This window comes from Corynebacterium pilbarense, assembly GCF_026930265.1.
Taxonomy (GTDB): domain Bacteria; phylum Actinomycetota; class Actinomycetes; order Mycobacteriales; family Mycobacteriaceae; genus Corynebacterium; species Corynebacterium pilbarense.
In genome coordinates this window covers 121,641-136,735 of record NZ_JANRML010000006.1, presented here as the reverse complement: position 1 = coordinate 136,735, position 15,095 = coordinate 121,641, and the positions used below count along the sequence as shown (strand labels likewise).

The 15,095-nt window shown below is 63.3% G+C and carries 13 protein-coding genes; 2 read left to right on the top strand and 11 right to left on the bottom strand.

The genetic code is table 11. From position 1 onward, the window contains the following. Together NUW87_RS11685 and NUW87_RS06560 are read right to left on the bottom strand one after the other, a co-directional pair. The coding region (locus tag NUW87_RS11685; RefSeq protein WP_272508721.1) for a YPDG domain-containing protein at positions 1-2,579 on the bottom strand (2,579 nt) is incomplete at its 3' end. Positions 2,580-3,404: 825 nt separating this feature from the next. Beyond that, a complete protein-coding gene (locus NUW87_RS06560) occupies positions 3,405-4,694 on the bottom strand; it encodes an adenylosuccinate synthase (RefSeq protein ID WP_269027773.1) in 1,290 nt (429 codons plus the stop codon). 52 nt (positions 4,695-4,746) lie between these two features. Between NUW87_RS06560 and NUW87_RS06555 the strand changes: the two genes are divergently transcribed. Next, positions 4,747-5,541 carry a hypothetical protein gene (locus NUW87_RS06555; RefSeq protein ID WP_269027772.1) on the top strand — a complete coding sequence of 265 codons (795 nt, stop codon included), beginning with the start codon at positions 4,747-4,749 and terminating at the stop codon, positions 5,539-5,541. A 328-nt stretch (positions 5,542-5,869) separates the two neighbouring features. Next, complete coding sequence (locus tag NUW87_RS06550) at positions 5,870-6,733, top strand: PRC and DUF2382 domain-containing protein (RefSeq protein WP_269027771.1); 864 nt, start codon at positions 5,870-5,872, stop codon at positions 6,731-6,733. A gap of 74 nt (positions 6,734-6,807) precedes the next feature. Here NUW87_RS06550 and NUW87_RS06545 read toward each other — a convergent pair whose 3' ends face one another. From NUW87_RS06545 to adhP, 9 genes are all read right to left on the bottom strand, one after another. Then, entirely contained in the window at positions 6,808-7,980 is a 1,173-nt protein-coding gene (locus NUW87_RS06545; protein ID WP_269027770.1) for an FUSC family protein, read from the bottom strand. 92 nt (positions 7,981-8,072) lie between these two features. Beyond that, positions 8,073-9,107, bottom strand: coding sequence for a class II fructose-bisphosphate aldolase (fbaA, locus tag NUW87_RS06540; protein ID WP_269027769.1), 1,035 nt, complete (start codon positions 9,105-9,107; stop codon positions 8,073-8,075). Positions 9,108-9,156: 49 nt separating this feature from the next. Continuing rightward, the gene (locus NUW87_RS06535; RefSeq protein ID WP_269027768.1) at positions 9,157-10,353 is read right to left on the bottom strand and encodes a glycoside hydrolase family 76 protein; all 1,197 of its coding nucleotides are present in this window, start codon (positions 10,351-10,353) and stop codon (positions 9,157-9,159) included. 248 nt (positions 10,354-10,601) lie between these two features. Then, on the bottom strand, positions 10,602-11,264 hold the full coding sequence (locus tag NUW87_RS06530; RefSeq protein ID WP_269027767.1) for a TrmH family RNA methyltransferase: 663 nt from the start codon (positions 11,262-11,264) through the stop codon (positions 10,602-10,604). Positions 11,265-11,274: 10 nt separating this feature from the next. Continuing rightward, a complete protein-coding gene (gene pyrE / locus NUW87_RS06525; protein WP_070474921.1) occupies positions 11,275-11,802 on the bottom strand; it encodes an orotate phosphoribosyltransferase in 528 nt (175 codons plus the stop codon). 4 nt (positions 11,803-11,806) lie between these two features. Beyond that, positions 11,807-12,715, bottom strand: coding sequence for a TtfA family protein (locus NUW87_RS06520; RefSeq protein WP_269027766.1), 909 nt, complete (start codon positions 12,713-12,715; stop codon positions 11,807-11,809). Positions 12,716-12,744: 29 nt separating this feature from the next. Next, positions 12,745-13,587 (bottom strand): sulfurtransferase, encoded by an 843-nt coding sequence (locus NUW87_RS06515; protein WP_269027765.1) that lies wholly within the window; start codon positions 13,585-13,587, stop codon positions 12,745-12,747. 21 nt (positions 13,588-13,608) lie between these two features. Next, positions 13,609-14,031, bottom strand: coding sequence for a DUF4265 domain-containing protein (locus NUW87_RS06510; RefSeq protein WP_269027764.1), 423 nt, complete (start codon positions 14,029-14,031; stop codon positions 13,609-13,611). 10 nt (positions 14,032-14,041) lie between these two features. Further along, complete coding sequence (adhP, locus tag NUW87_RS06505) at positions 14,042-15,073, bottom strand: alcohol dehydrogenase AdhP (protein WP_269027763.1); 1,032 nt, start codon at positions 15,071-15,073, stop codon at positions 14,042-14,044. Between the last annotated feature and the right edge of the window lie 22 nt (positions 15,074-15,095).

Genomic DNA, 15,095 nt, shown 5'->3' with positions numbered 1-15,095 from the left:
TTGTCCTTGAACTCCGGCGCAGGAACCTTCACATCCTCGCCCGGCTTACCCGAACCATCCTCGTAGCCCGGCTCGAACTTGTCCTTGTCCTCCTCAACCGGAGCCGGGGTATCCGGCTCCTCAACGGTGACGGTGACATCGACGTTGTCCTTCGAACCATCCGGGTAGGTCACCTCAACCGGAACAGTGATCTTGTCACCCGGATTCGCATCCTCCGGAACCGGAACAGTGATCTCACCGGTGTTTTCATCAACCTTCACGCCATCCGGAGCATTCTCACCCGGGGTGAACTTCGTGTCCTCCGGCGCCTTGGTCTCCTTGCCGTCCTTGTCCTTGAACTCCGGCGCAGGAACCTTCACATCCTCGCCCGGCTTACCCGAACCATCCTCGTAGCCCGGCTCGAAGTCCAGGTTCTGGTTGGGAACCTTCGGGGTGACTTTGACGTTCGCGTAGATGGTCTCGCGGGTACCGTCCGGGTAAGTCACTACGACTGGAACCTTGTAGTCCCCGACTGGGGTTTCTACCGTCGGGTTCACCTCAATGGTGCCGTCTTCATTAACTGTGATCCAGTCTGGGAATGCTGGGTTGTCCTCATCATCCGTCAACGGACCATCCGGACCTACAACCTGATTACCTGGGGCGAATTTGGTTCCCTCCGGAAGCGGCTGCACATTACCGTCAGCATCCGGCTGGGTGTTCTTCGGCGCATCAATCACCAATGGCTTCGTCGGATCTTGCGAAACCTCGCCGTCAGTGTATTCAGGGGTGTACTTTGAATTGTCACGCTCGCGATCAACCACTAGCAACGAATCAGCAGAAACTACTCGACCGCCGATCTCCAACGACGCAGTAATGACTTCGCCATCAGCAACATCTGCAGGAATCTCAAGCGAGCACTCCGATGCCTGCGCCGCGGTGCCAATCTGATCGCAGCGCTTCAGCTCATTGCCATTGGAATCCCGCCAGACAACGTTTACCCAATCCGATTCTGCATCGAACGGCGGAAAGGTACCAGAGACTTCAATTTCAGCCGTGTCCCCAGGTGACGCAGGATTCGCAAACGCGTCATAGTTGGTGATATCTAGGTTCTGGAGCTCATTAACCATCACGCCGAAGTGCGCATTATCCACCGCCTTGCGCACCGGACGCCAGTACGGGGTACCAGATGACCACGATGGGTTGTCATTGAAGTGGTAGAACGAGTTCGTCACATATGGCGAATACGTCGGCAGAGCGTTCTCGCCCGACGGATCCGTCACCCACATGAACAAGTTATTCGGATCCCAATAATCCGTATCTTCCGTAGACGGATTTTCCGCGTCATCAAAACGCAGCGTGTAGTTACCCTCTTGATCGGTAGTTCCCCACACCGTCTTCAAGATGTACTCAGGGTGATCCTCAAGCATCTTGCGTGTAGCCTCTGTGCGCTCCGCCGGATCCTCGAGTTTCTTAATTTCCTCGTTAGCGATTGCTCCCTCACGCGTAAGCGTTGCTGCGTACACGCGATAGCCAGCTGCTGGACGATCACGGCTATCCTTATTTGGCGCATTAGTGATCGAGGTGCCGTTGCCAGCCTCCAACCAAACTTTGCCCGCAATGTATCGATCCAGCTCCGTCGTCGTAGCCGGGTTTGATATCGGCCCCTGCTCATCATGAACCGCATTCTTCAGAGCCGGGGAATCCGGTCCAACCATCCAGTCAGCCGGACGCTCCTTCATCACCATGCCGGTCAGCGCCATCGACGCGCGCGAGTTCGGCCATGCACCATTGTTCTGGTTCGTCGTCACACCGACGAACGAACCCGGAGTAACGCCGTTGATCTGACGGAATGGTTCCACCAGCTGGCCGCGCTCGTTTTCATACGGATCAACCCACAAACGATATTGCTGCGATGGGTGCGCGTGGAAACGGTGCACCTTACCGTTCGCATCCACCCACTCCATGCCACCGCGGCGTTTGGTGCCAGACACCGACTCCGGAATGTTAGTTTGCTGCTCCTCGAGCTTCTGCGCGGCCTCCTCCTGAGCCTTCAACTGTTCCTCGTACTCCGGAGTACCCGGCTCAGCAGTTACCTCGGGAACCTCGAGCTGCTCTTCAACCTCAGGAAGACCAAATGCAAATGTGCCCTGCCCACCGTTGAGGCCGACAATCGTGCCCTCCAGGTTATGCACCTGCGTACGGAAAATCGGTGACACTGAACCATCAACATCACGGAATTGAGCGTAAACATACGTGCCCTCCGGTGCCGGTAGACCACCGGTACCACCAGACGTTCTGGGGTTCGCGCTCAATGCATCCCCTGGGGTCGCCTCAGTGACGTGGCCAGACAGCAGGCCATAACCTGCGCCGAACGGGTTGGTCAGGTGATCTGGACGCGTAATCCGCTTCGACGCAATAGGATCCGCGTCAATTATCTGCGCATTAGCATCAATCGCGTCATCAAGATTTGCCTCAGCGGCAGTCGTCACAACATCCTGAGCAACCGCCACCGGCTGAGCAAACGGCGCAACCAGCGCGAAAGATAGTGCCGCTGCAGCCACGGACGTTCCGCGGCGACGAGCGATGTAGTTCTTCTTCATACAAGTCCCTTTCGAGGAATCTCTGAAACAACAGAACGCTGAGCCCGTGACATTTGTACAGCTAGGCAATTGTCTATAAGGGCCAACATGGACAAGCGTACGGATGCCCCAAGGCGCCTGCAATGCCCCTTTTATGAACATCCACACCCACCAGAAGTCGACAATTTCTGACCAAATAGACAAATAACGCCAATCACCTGCGCAGATGACATGGCGCCCCTTACGGAAAATGCAACACGCCCATTACGACCAATCTCCGAGCGACGACGTTCCTAACAACACCCTGAGCAACCCGAAATCACACACTTCATCTCCTCCGAAAGAAAGATGAGAGGGCACGATCAGCGGAATCGCAGCTAGGAAGTTTAGGCCACAAAACTTCCCGCCAAGTCGCTGTGCAGCCACAAGCTACGAAGCTCCAACCGACGGACCAAAACGAAACGGTTCTTAATTTCAGGTAAGAATGTGACGCAAGTTTTCGTTTATCACCCTTATGGGGGTGGCTAGAGAGGCGTCGATAGACAAAGGCCTCCACACTCCCGCGTGCGGAAAATCTTTGCCTAGATGTTGCCCCGAAGACCCCGTCAGCTCGTGGTCCTGCACGGAGCCACTCGCGCCCGTTCCGTACTAGCCCGGCCGCCTGTTAATGGCGTCGATCTGGATTGCGACTGGGGTGACGTCGCTGGACAGTGGGGTCCGTCTCCTAGATGCGCGCATTCACCTGCACACTGATTCAAGCGGCTCCCCACCGAAGGGGGTGGAAAGGCCGAAGGGGCGTCCCTAAGCGCGACGCCCCTTATCCCCTCGAAACCCCAGGAACCCCCACTACCGCCGCATCACGTCGTAACGCACGATGGTCTGGTCACGGCCCGGGCCGACGCCGATGTAGGAGATCGGCGCGCCGGAGAGCTCCTCGAGCCGCAGCACGTAGTCCTGGGCTTTCTGCGGCAGGTCTTCAAACTCCCGGCACTCGGTGATGTCCTCGTCCCAGGCCGGCATGGTTTCGTAGATCGGCTCGGCGTGGTGGAAGTCGGTCTGCGTCAGCGGCATTTCGTCGAAGCGCTTGCCGTCCACGTCGTAGGCCACACAGATGGGGATCTCCCCGATGCCGGTAAGCACGTCCAGTTTGGTCAAAAACAGGTCTGTGAAGCCGTTGACGCGGGAGGCGTAGCGGGCGATCACGCTGTCGTACCAGCCGGTGCGGCGCACACGCCCGGTGTTCACGCCCACCTCACCGCCGGTGACCTGGAGGAACTCGCCCCACTTATCAAACAGCTCCGTCGGGAACGGGCCGGCGCCCACGCGGGTGGTGTACGCCTTAATAATGCCCAGCACCCCGGTGATGCGGGTCGGGCCGATGCCGGAGCCCACACACGCGCCGCCTGCGGTGGGGTTGGAGGACGTGACAAACGGGTAGGTTCCGTGATCCACATCCAGCATCGTGGCCTGGCCGCCTTCCATGAGCACGTGCTCGCCGTTATCCAGTGCCTGGTTCAGCACACGCTCCGCGTCGATGACCATGGGCGCGAGACGCTCGCCGTAGCGGCCGAAGTAGTCCATCGTCTCCTCCACGGAGATCGCGCGGCGGTTGTACATCTTCACCAGCATCTGGTTCTTCACATCCAGGGCGGACTCGATCTTCTGGCGCAGGATGGACTCGTCGAAGACGTCCTGCACGCGCAAGCCCACGCGCGCGACCTTGTCGGCGTAGGTGGGGCCGATGCCGCGGCCGGTGGTGCCGATGGCGCGCTTGCCCAGGAAGCGCTCCTGCACACGGTCCAACTGCTGGTGGTACGGGGCCACCAGGTGCGCGTTGGCAGATACCTTCAGGCGCGAGGCGTTGGCGCCGCGGGCCTCCAGGCCGTCGATCTCCTCGAACAGCGCCTCCAGATTCACCACCACGCCGTTGCCCAGGATCGGGGTGGCGTTCTCGCTGAGCACGCCGGCGGGCAACAGCTTCAGCTCGTACTTCTCCCCGCCCACCACAACGGTGTGGCCCGCGTTGTTGCCGCCGTTGGGTTTAACCACGTAATCGACCTTGCCGCCGAGGATGTCGGTCGCTTTGCCTTTACCCTCGTCGCCCCACTGGGCGCCCACAATGATGATGGCGGACATCGCACACTCCTTATATATGGCGCAATAACGGCCATATTGTAGCGTGAGCGCCATGCTGCTCATCCACTGCGCGTGCGGCGACGCGCCCGTCATCCCCGGCGCCCAGCGCTTCGACCTTCCGCAGCACCCCAGCCAGCGGGACTTGAAGTTTCTGACGGACATCGCGCGCGAGGTGCTGCCGGAGGACCCCACCCCGTCTCTGGACGAGATCCAGGCCAGCCCGAACGTCTCCCACCTGGGCGATCCTTCCTTTGCTCCGCAGCGCCCCTCCGAGCCGGTGCGCGTTGTGGTCTCCGGCGACGACCGCGCGCTGGGCCTCGTGCTCACCCGCCTCATGCGCGCGGACGTGATGTGGGTGGAGGTCGGTTACGTGCCCGTCGATAGGCATTCACCCGCGGCGCTCGTGTGGGGCGCAGGCGATGCAGCACTCGCGGTTGAGGGCACGGTGCGGCCGATGCCCTGCGTGCGCACGGACTTCGGCGAAGCGGTTGCGGGGGCCGCGGAGCTCTACACCGGCGACGGGTCGGCGCCCTACGTAGGCGAAATTGTCGTTGATTCGGAGGTGCTCGTCGGCGGCGGCGAGTACGGCGCACGGCTCGTGCCCACCGTGGACGCGCCGGGGCTGGTCGCGGTCCCCTTCACCAGCCCGCTGGTGCCCACGCGTCGCTTCCTCCGGCGGCTTCCCGTGCGCCGCACCGACTCCTCCCGGGTGCTCGCGGGCCGCGCGCTGCAATCCGGGGGCGAGGAAATTGCAGTACTTATCGACGGCATTCTGCGCCCCCGACCCGTCTCCCGGGTCACCTTTTACCGCCATTTACGCGACATCCAGAGCGTGCGAGAGCCCTAAATTCTAAAAGGTGATTTATCTCACAGTGGGACTTTTGTGGCGTTTGGTTAGCGTTTCGTTACCTCGTCGGTATTGAGCCTTGTTGCAGGTTTTGGCGGTTTGCGTGGCGCCGATAAACAAAGGCGCACGTCAGGGAGGTGTGACGGGGACTACCTGAAGGGGGCGGGTTTGTCGCTCGAACTTTCGTGCGATCGGATGGTTTTGAACGGTCGTCCAAACGCGCCGTCGGGGACTTCCCTACATTCGAATTTGTTCCCGCAAGGACCGCTTCACACGGAAACTGCGGTAGCAAAACAAATTTACTAGCCAAAACCTTTAAGGAGAAATCATGGCTGACTTCAACCGCATCGAGGACCTCGCAAACGCAACCGCATACGACGTCGACGGCGACAAGGTCGGCGGCGTGAAGGACGTTTACGTCAACGACACCACCGGCCAGCCGGACTTCGTTTCCGTCAACCACGGTCTCTTCGGTGGCGGCGACTCCATCGTCCCGCTGCGCGGCCACACCCTGCGTGACGGCGAGCTGCACCTCGCATTCCCGAAGGAGCGCATCGAAGACGCACCGGATCTGGACGAGAACGGCCACCTCACCACCGAGGACCAGGACGCGTTCTACCGCCACTACGGCCTCGAGAACACCCAGGACGTGACCACCTACGAGACCGGTAACCGCTTCGCAGAGACCGGCGCTGCTGGTGCCGCAGGTGCTGGTTACGCAGCTGGCGAGCGCAACGTCGAGACCGACGTCGACACCGAGCGTCGCGACGTTGTCGACGCTGACCGCCGCGATGTCGCTGACAACGGCGAGATCATCCGCTCCGAGGAGCAGCTGAACGTCTCCAAGGACCGCGTCGAGACCGGCCAGGTTCGCCTGCGCAAGTACGTTGTCAACGAGACCGAGACCGTCGAGGTTCCGGTTGAGCGCGAAGAGGTCCGCGTTGTCCGCGAGCCGATCACCGACGCTGACCGCGCCAACTACGACGGCAACATCGGCGAGCAGGAAGCTTCCGTCACCCTCTCCGAGGACCGCGTGAACGTTTCCAAGGAGTCCGTCCCGGTGGAGAAGGTCTCCCTGGAGAAGGACACCGTCCGCGACACCGAGCGCGTCTCCGAGGATGTCCGCAAGGAGCGCTTCGAGACCGACGGTGTTGTCGAGGGCGATGTCGAGGGCGACATCAACAAGCGCTAAACACTAAGCTCTAGTTAGCTCAAACCCCGGCTGGGATTTCCTCCCAGCCGGGGTTTTGCTGTGCAGGACGGACGCTAGTCGAAGTCGAAGGCTTCCGGCTCTACCTTCGGTGTCTTGGAGGTTGGCGCAAGCGCCGCCAGCGCCGACTCGTTGGACATGCCGCACACCATCAGCAGATCCACAATCAGGGAGCGGGTCTGCGCCAAGATGGCGTACGCGGACAGCACGCCGTCTTCCGGGATAACGTCCATGCCGGCCTCCTGAGCAGCCTGACGCAGCTCGTTGACGCACTGCGGGATCACGGTGGCCTGGGTGACGCGAGAGTTGACGTCGTAGACCTCGGAAAGTTCCAGGCACACCTGGGAAAGGGTGTCCAGGAGTTGGATTTGGGCGGTGGTGGCGGAATCGTTGTCGTCGGCAAGCACTCCCGCCCGACGTGCCAACACGCGAGTCGTGCGCACCGCATTATCTACGGGCGGGATCACGCGCGCGAGCGAATTGATGTAGCGGCGCGTACCCCACAGAAATGGCGAGACTCGCGACGTCTCCTGGCCCGCCTTGATCGCAGCGGCGAGGTCGTCGATGCCGGTCTGAGTGCCGCGGATCAGGTCAAGAGCTTCGTCGATGCTCGCGGGGTCGTTGTCGCGCAGTCCGTCCGAGACGTCGTCGAGCACCGACGACATGATGCCCAGCACCTTGGACACCTCCGCGCGCGCCGACTGCATCGGTGCCTGAGGGATCAGCGCGATAGTGGCCAACGCGACCAGGCAGCCGATGATCGCGTCCACGGTGCGGTCAATACCCGTGACTTCAGCGTCCGGCGGCATGATCGTGGCGATCAGGATCGCGCCGATCGCGGCCTGGTTGTTCACCAGGATCGAACTGGACAGAAATGACGCAATAAGCAGCGACCCAGCGACGATGACCGCGATCTGCCAGCCACCGTCGCCGAGCCGATAGAAAATCAGGTCGCCCACCAGCACGCCGAGGATGCAGCCGAGCGCCATATCCACAGACTTTGCGACGCGATCCCCGCCCGTCATACCAATAATGATGACCACGCTGATCGGGGCGAAAAACGGGCGCGGGTGGCCGGCAACGTCGCGCGCCAAGAAATAGGCCAAGCCCGCCGCGAGACCGATCTGCATAATCGGGAGCAGACGCTTGCGCACACGCTTCAGGCGCGCCTGCACCGACTTATCTACCTGTTGAAGACGCTCCCGCGTACCCATCCTCTGCTTCGCCATGGTTAGACAGTCTAGGCGGGAGGGCAACCGGATCCGGGCAAACGAAAAACCCCCGGGGATGGCCGGAGGTTTCGTCGATAAGCAAAGAGTGCTTACTTAGACACGGACTTCCCCACGGAGTGGAGGTCCTGGCACGCCTCGATGACGCGCTCGGACATGGCCTGCTCGGCCTTCTTCAGGTAAGAGCGCGGGTCGTAGGTCTTCTTGTTGCCCACCTCGCCGTCGATCTTAAGCACACCGTCGTAGTTGGAGAACATGTGCGCCGCGACCGGGCGGGTGAACGCGTACTGGGTGTCGGTGTCCACGTTCATCTTGATCACGCCGTAGCGCAGGGACTCCTCGATCTTCTCCTTCTCCGAACCGGAGCCGCCGTGGAAGACGAAGTCGAAGGGCTGGGCACCCTCGTCCAGGCCGAGCTTGCGGGCGGCGACCTCCTGGCCCATGTCCAGGACCTCCGGACGAAGCTTCACGTTGCCCGGCTTGTACACGCCGTGGACGTTGCCGAACGTAGCCGCCAGCAGGTAACGGCCGTTCTCGCCGGTGCCGAGGGCGTCAACGGTCTTCTCAAAATCAGCTTCGTTGGTGTACAGGTTCGCGCCGGCCTTCGCCTCAACGCCGTCCTCTTCGCCACCGACGACGCCGATCTCCACCTCGAGGATGATGTTCGCTGCCTTCGTCTTCGCCAGCAGCTCCTGGGCGATCTCGAGGTTCTCGTCGATCGGCACCGCGGAGCCGTCCCACATGTGGGACTGGAACAGCGGCAGCTCGCCGCGGTCTACGCGCTCCTGGGAAATAGCGATGAGCGGACGGACGTACTCGTCCAACACTTCCTTCTGGCAGTGGTCAGTGTGCAGCGCGATGTTGACGTCGTAGTGCTGCGCCACCTCGTGCGCGAACGCCGCCAGCGCCTTTGCGCCCGCAACCTTGTTCTTCACGCCCAGGCCGGAACCGAACTCAGCGCCGCCGAGGGAGAACTGGATGATGCCGTCAGACTCCGCCTCAGCGAAACCCTTGATTGCCGCGTTGATGGTCTCCGACGAGGTGCAGTTGATCGCCGGGAAAGCGAAGCCGCCCTTCTTGGCGGTGTCCAGCATCTGGTTGTAGACCTCGGGGGTTGCGATAGGCATGGAAATCCTCCTGCTAGGGGGTTGCAGTTACGCCCCCAGTATGCCCGTTTTACGCCTGCGCTGCAGCCACCCTCGCCGCCGCCTCCAGCAGCATCCAGCCGGAAAGTTGGACGGACAGGTCGCGCTCGTCGATACGCACGAGCCCCACCGCCTCGCTTATCGACGAAGGCCCGAGCCCGTAGTTGTGCGGCAACTTCGCATCCTGCGTCCACTCCGCGGCGAACACCGGCAAACCGTCCACCTCAAGGCGGTGCGACCAGAGCGAATCCGCCGACCGCATAACCAGTCGCGCCGCGATTTTGCGGGTGGCGATGTTCTCCTTCGAATCCTCCGGCAGCCGCAGCGCCACTTCTGCCAGGTAGCGCGCGAGGATGCCCTTGAACAGGCCGCCGTCGCCCTCCCCGGACTCCTCCGGCGGGCTCAGCAGCACACCCTGCGGGGTGGCCAGGTTCAGCGCAATCGCCTGCACGATCGCGCGGATGTGGGTGATGTAAAACATCGACGCGTCCGCGCGCTCCGAGTAGACGAAGGAATCGATCTGCTCGTTGTACGCAAGGCCGACGTCCTCACGCAGCGCGAGTGCGATTTCGAGGCTCGCGCCGAGTGCGGTGCCCTGGTTGTAGGTGTAAATCTTATCGACGACCTCCGGTCCGCTCATGCGCATCCGGATGCCATCGTCAAGCAGGCCGTCCTCGCGCACCAGATTGTCAAAGATCCAGTCCACAATCTCGCGCGCCTTATCCAGCCTGCCGGTGCGGGCGAACAGCAGCGCCGCGGTGGCATTCGACGGCACGTTGTAGAACGTCTCGCCGCCTCGCCAGGGCAGCACGCCCGTGACCGGGTCGATGCCCGCGAGCAGGTCAAACTCCAGATCATCCAAGTGGCGGTTGCGCTTGATCCCGCCGATGCGGGTCGCGCGGTTCCACGCCAGCGCCAGCCACGCCTTGTCGTCGTAGTGGACGTTGGTGAGCAGCTTGCCCCGGTTGCGGCGCTGCACCCCGCGCAGCGTGTCCGCGATCCGGCGGCGGCGGGTCTTGGTCTCCCGGCGGGTGGCGGCGTCGACCTGGCAATCCAGGTACTGCGCCTGCCACCAGTAGTGCCAGTGCCAAAACAGGCGGTCCTTCGGGCCCGGCGGCCACGCCACCACCGCCAGGTTTGTTTTGGGCAAGCCCCAGAGCTTTTGCGCGTGGCGTTCATTTACGGCAGATTCAGCCAGGTCAGCGCGGTGCGCCCACGTTTCCGGCACAGGGGACTCCTCAAGTTCAAACGGTTCGTACCTATATTGCCAGAGGTGCCGGTTTCGTTTCATCGGTTCTGGCGGGTTTTACGGGTTTTAGGGGTGGGGACCGCCCGGCTAAACGAAATATGCACAAATCAACAATTGGGACAGTCGCCCAGCTTTAAAAGTGCAGGTCAAGGACTTATCAATGTGCGCGCATGTTGATTCGTACAAAATTAGGAAGGCGTGGCCGCCCAGATAGGAAGCCCCGACCCCTACCAGGCTTGGGAGAGGTCCGCGTGCTGGCGGACCCAGGCGTGCATGGCGATGCCGGCGGCCACCCCTGCGTTGATAGACCGGGTGGAGCCGAACTGGGCGATCGAGCAGGTCATCACCGACGCCTGCTGGGCGGCTTCGGTCACGCCTGGCCCCTCCTGACCAAACAGCAGCACGCACTCGCGGGGAAGCTCGGCAGTCTCCAGCGGCACGGAGCCGGGAGTGTTGTCGATGGCGACTACCGGGATCCCCTCCGCGGCGGCCCATTCCATGAGGTCCGCGACCGTTTCGTGGTGGCGGATGTGCTGGTAGCGGTCCGTGACCATCGCGCCGCGCCGGTTCCACCGCTTGCGCCCCACAATGTGCACCTCGCGGGCCAAAAAGGCGTTGGCGGTGCGCACCACGGTGCCGATGTTCATGTCGTTTTCGAAGTTCTCGATGGCCACGTGGAAGGGGTGGCGGCGCTGGTCAAGGTCCTCCACGACCGCGTCCAGCGACCAGTAGCGGTACGCGTCGACGACGTTGCGGCGGTCGCCGTCGCGGAGAAACTCCGGGTCGTAGCGGGGGTCGTCGGGCCACTGGCCTTCCCAGGGGCCGACGCCGTGGCGGCCTTCGTTCCACTCGGTGGGGCCGCGGAGCTCCTCGTTGGACGAGTTGGACACGTTAGGCAAGTTAGGCAAGGCCGAGGTCTTCGAGTCCGAGGAGGAAACGGTACTCCAGGCCGGCGTCGCGGAGCACCTGGTCGGCGCCGGTCGCGCGGTCGACGACGGTGGCCACCGCGACCACCTCGGCGCCCTCCTCGCGGCAAGCCTCGACGGCGGTCAGCGGCGAGTTGCCGGTGGTGGTGGTGTCCTCGACCACCAGCACGCGCTTGCCCTTGATGGACGGGCCCTCGATGCGGCGCTGCATGCCGTGCTTCTTCGCCTCCTTGCGCACCACAAACGAGTCGATCGGGCGGCCGGGGGCGTGCATGACGGCGGTGGCCACCGGGTCGGCGCCCAGGGTGAGGCCGCCGACGGCGTCGAAGTCCAGGTCCTCGGTGAGCTCGCGCAGCAGCTGGCCGATCAGCGGGCTGGCCTCGTGGTGCAGCGTCGCGCGGCGCAGATCCACGTAGTAGTCCGCCTCCTTGCCCGAAGACAGGGTCACCTTGCCGTGTACCACTGCCAGCTCTTTGACCAGCTCAGCGAGTTTTTCCTTCATCGTTTTACTCCTTGTCGTCGAAAATTGAGCTCGGGCCCTGCATGCGGCGCACCCGGGTCAGGTCCACCACGCGGCGCTCGTCGCCCGCGATGGCTTCCACGTCGTCGCCGCCGATGGTGTGGTCTGCCACCTCACCGCGCTCGCCGCCGGTGGTGCGCGTCGGCAGCTCCACGGGATCCTCCGGGCGCTGCATCACCGGCTCGTCCTCCGCCTCAGGTACTGCCGCGGGGGCGTGTCCTGGGATTTCGCGGGTGGGGAATGGGAGGTTCAGCGCGGTGTCGTCGATAGGCGGCAGCGTCCGGGCCGCATCCGCGAGCAACGCCAGGGGTGCGAGGGTGGCGTCCCAATCTTGCGGGGTGGCGTCGCGGCCCAGCTGAGCAATCGCCCACGCGCCCTCGAACCAGACTGCCTGCACGGCGGCGGGAAGTTGTTCGAGGGCGGTGAGCACTCGCTTATCGACGAACCTCCGGCCCGCCCCCGCCTGCGTCGCAAAACACGTGAACCCGTGGTGCGTGTCCAGCTCCACCAGGTCGTCGGAGCCTTCCGCCGTGAAATCCGTGCGGCGGAAATCCACCACCGCGCTGGTCTCGGCGCCGGTGCCCATGGCGATGACGGTGGCATCACCCAGGTCCGCCACGTGCGCGTCGTGCCCGTAGGCGGCGCCGGTGGCAACGTTTCGGGCGGGCGCTCCCCCGGCGGCGGCGCCGCGCGACCACTCGCTGGCCAGCATGTCGTCGCTGGACGCAAACGCGTAGCCGTGTTCGCGGGCCCAGGCGCGGCGGGCGCGCTTGCTGGGCTTGGCGGGCTTGGCGGGCTTTTCGGGGTGTGTGCTGCGCTCACGGGAGTCCGACGCGAACAGCGCCACGGCGGCGAGCAGCGCCACGAGTGCGAGAACGAACAGCAGGATGACCATCGCGGCCTATGCTACCGCGCGGCCCGACACTAAATGTCCGTCGCCACCGGGTTGTCGCGGTTCGCGCTCCACTGGGACCAGCCCCCCACGTAGTGCGTCAAAAGCGGCAGGCCTGCGTGCTCCATCGCGGCCAGCAGCAGGGCGGAGTGGTTGCCAGAACCGGAGTAGGTGATCACGCCGGCTGGGTCCGTGTTCTGGGTGACGCCCAGCTGGGAGAAGCAATCGCGGATCGTGTCGGTGTCCTTCACCTTGTGGCTTTCCGGATCGAACAGGTCGTTGACCGGCAAGTTCCGCGCACCCGGGATGTGCCCGGCGCGCAGGTCCAGGATTTCGCGGAGGCCCTGGAAACGGCGGGCACCTCTGGCGTCGATAAGCAATCCCTCAAATGCTCTGACGTCTTCCATCGTGGCGGACGGCAAGTTGCCCTCGGTGAGCTCGACGCCGCGCGGGACGACGATGCCTCCCGGGCCCGCGACCGTGGGGAAGCCTTCGCCGTCCCAGGTGGCGAAGCCGCCGTCGAGAATGTGCACGTCCCGCACACCCGCCCAGCGCAGAATCCACCATGCGCGGGCGGCGAACAGGCCGTTGCCGCCGTCGTAGATGTACACCGGGCGGCCGTCCTCGATGCCCCAGCCCGCGGCCGCTTTCCTGACAACGTCGATGGCAGGCATCGGGTTGCGGCCCACCGCGCGACCGGGCAAGCCGGCAAGCTGCACCGACGGGTCGCAGTACAGCGCCGTCGGGATATGCTCCGATTGGAATTTGGACCACGCCTTGCCGTCTTTCGGCTCCCACAGCGCGGCGATAATGGTCTGTTTTTGGCCAGTCTGGATGCGTTCGTTGAGTTCAGCGGCGGAGACAAACACGCTCATGGCCGCAAGTGTAACGGTGTTTTACGCCATGTACCCGGGAGCGAGCTGGATCGTGCCCTGCTCCTCCAGACCGCTGAGCCACTCGGTGATCCCCTCACGCGGACAGTCCGCGCCGATGCTGGCCGCGAGCATGCCGCCCGGGCCGAGCTCCACCCGGCAACCGAACGCCAGCAGGGTGCCAGCAATCTCATCCGGGTCCAGGCCGTCGGGGTCCTCCGGCAGCACGCGCACCGTCGACGCGCCGCCGCGCACCACCACCCGATCCACATGGAACGCCCCGCCCACCGTCACGCACTCCACGATGTCGCCCATCGCGAGCGTCGTATCCACGAACGGAACGCTCGCCACCACAAAATGATTCTGCCCAATCTGGTGCGCCTGCAGCTGCTCGCTCTCAACGCCCGGGATGGCAACGCGGGTGAGGATAGTGGTGGATGCCTGCATGCAGGGCAGTCTAGTACTTGATCGACATGCGGCCGGCAATCTTGCCGTTGCGCATGTTTTCAAACACCTCGTTGACATCATCCAGCTCACAAGCGGTCACGTGCGGCTTGACCTTTCCGCGCGCGTAGAAGTCCAGCGCTTCCGCCATATCCTGGCGGGTGCCCACCAGGGATCCGCGGATGGTGATGCCGCGCAGGACAATATCGAAAATCGGCGCGGGGAACTCCCCCGGCGGCAGGCCGTTGAAGACGATGGTGCCGTTGGAGCGGCACATCGCAATCGCCTGCCCGAACGCGTCCGGGTGCACTGCGGTGACCAGCACGCCGTGAGCGCCACCCTCGGTGTACTCCTGTACTGCCTCACCGGGATCCGTGGTCTTTGCGTTCACTGTAAACTCGGCGCCCAGCTGCTTGGCCAGCTCAAGCTTGTCGTCCGCAATATCTACAGCGATGACGCGCATGCCCATGGCCACGCCGTACTGCACCGCAACGTGGCCGAGTCCGCCAACACCGGAGATCACCATGAACTGGCCCGGCTTAGTCTCGGCTTCCTTCAATCCCTTGTACACAGTCACGCCCGCGCACAGGATCGGAGCAACCTCAACCGGGTCTGCCCCTTCAGGGATGCGCGGCGCGTAGCGGGTGTCCACCAGCATGTACTCACCGAAAGAGCCGTTCTGGGTGTAGCCACCGTATTCTGCCTGCTTGCAGTACGTTTCACGCCCCGTGCGACAGAACTCGCACTCGCCACACGCGGACCACAGCCAGGCATTGCCAACCATGTCGCCAACCTTCACCGAATGCTCGCCCGGGCCCAGCTCTACAACCTCGCCCACGCCCTCGTGCCCCGGCACGAATGGCGGCTGCGGCTTGACGGGCCAATCCCCTTCAACCGCGTGGAGGTCGGTGTGACAGATCCCGGAAGCGTGAAGCTTCACCAGTGCCTGGAACGGGCCTGGTTTTGGCAGATCGATTTCTTCGACGTTGACGGTTGGGCCAAATTGCTCAGCCACGGCTGCGCGCATTGCTGTTGGGACGGTCATAGGGGACTCCTTGTCTACGGGT

Excerpts from the sequence above, each read along its gene's own strand:
- NUW87_RS06545 (WP_269027770.1), bottom strand. The coding sequence starts at position 7,980 with ATGGCGAAGCAGAGGATGGGTACGCGGGAGCGTCTTCAACAGGTAGAT.
- pyrE (WP_070474921.1), bottom strand. The coding sequence starts at position 11,802 with ATGAAGGAAAAACTCGCTGAGCTGGTCAAAGAGCTGGCAGTGGTACAC.
- NUW87_RS06510 (WP_269027764.1), bottom strand. The coding sequence starts at position 14,031 with ATGCAGGCATCCACCACTATCCTCACCCGCGTTGCCATCCCGGGCGTT.
- NUW87_RS06555 (WP_269027772.1), top strand. The coding sequence starts at position 4,747 with ATGCTGCTCATCCACTGCGCGTGCGGCGACGCGCCCGTCATCCCCGGC.
- NUW87_RS06560 (WP_269027773.1), bottom strand. The coding sequence starts at position 4,694 with ATGTCCGCCATCATCATTGTGGGCGCCCAGTGGGGCGACGAGGGTAAA.
- NUW87_RS06515 (WP_269027765.1), bottom strand. The coding sequence starts at position 13,587 with ATGAGCGTGTTTGTCTCCGCCGCTGAACTCAACGAACGCATCCAGACT.
- fbaA (WP_269027769.1), bottom strand. The coding sequence starts at position 9,107 with ATGCCTATCGCAACCCCCGAGGTCTACAACCAGATGCTGGACACCGCC.
- NUW87_RS06520 (WP_269027766.1), bottom strand. The coding sequence starts at position 12,715 with ATGGTCATCCTGCTGTTCGTTCTCGCACTCGTGGCGCTGCTCGCCGCC.
- adhP (WP_269027763.1), bottom strand. The coding sequence starts at position 15,073 with ATGACCGTCCCAACAGCAATGCGCGCAGCCGTGGCTGAGCAATTTGGC.
- NUW87_RS06550 (WP_269027771.1), top strand. The coding sequence starts at position 5,870 with ATGGCTGACTTCAACCGCATCGAGGACCTCGCAAACGCAACCGCATAC.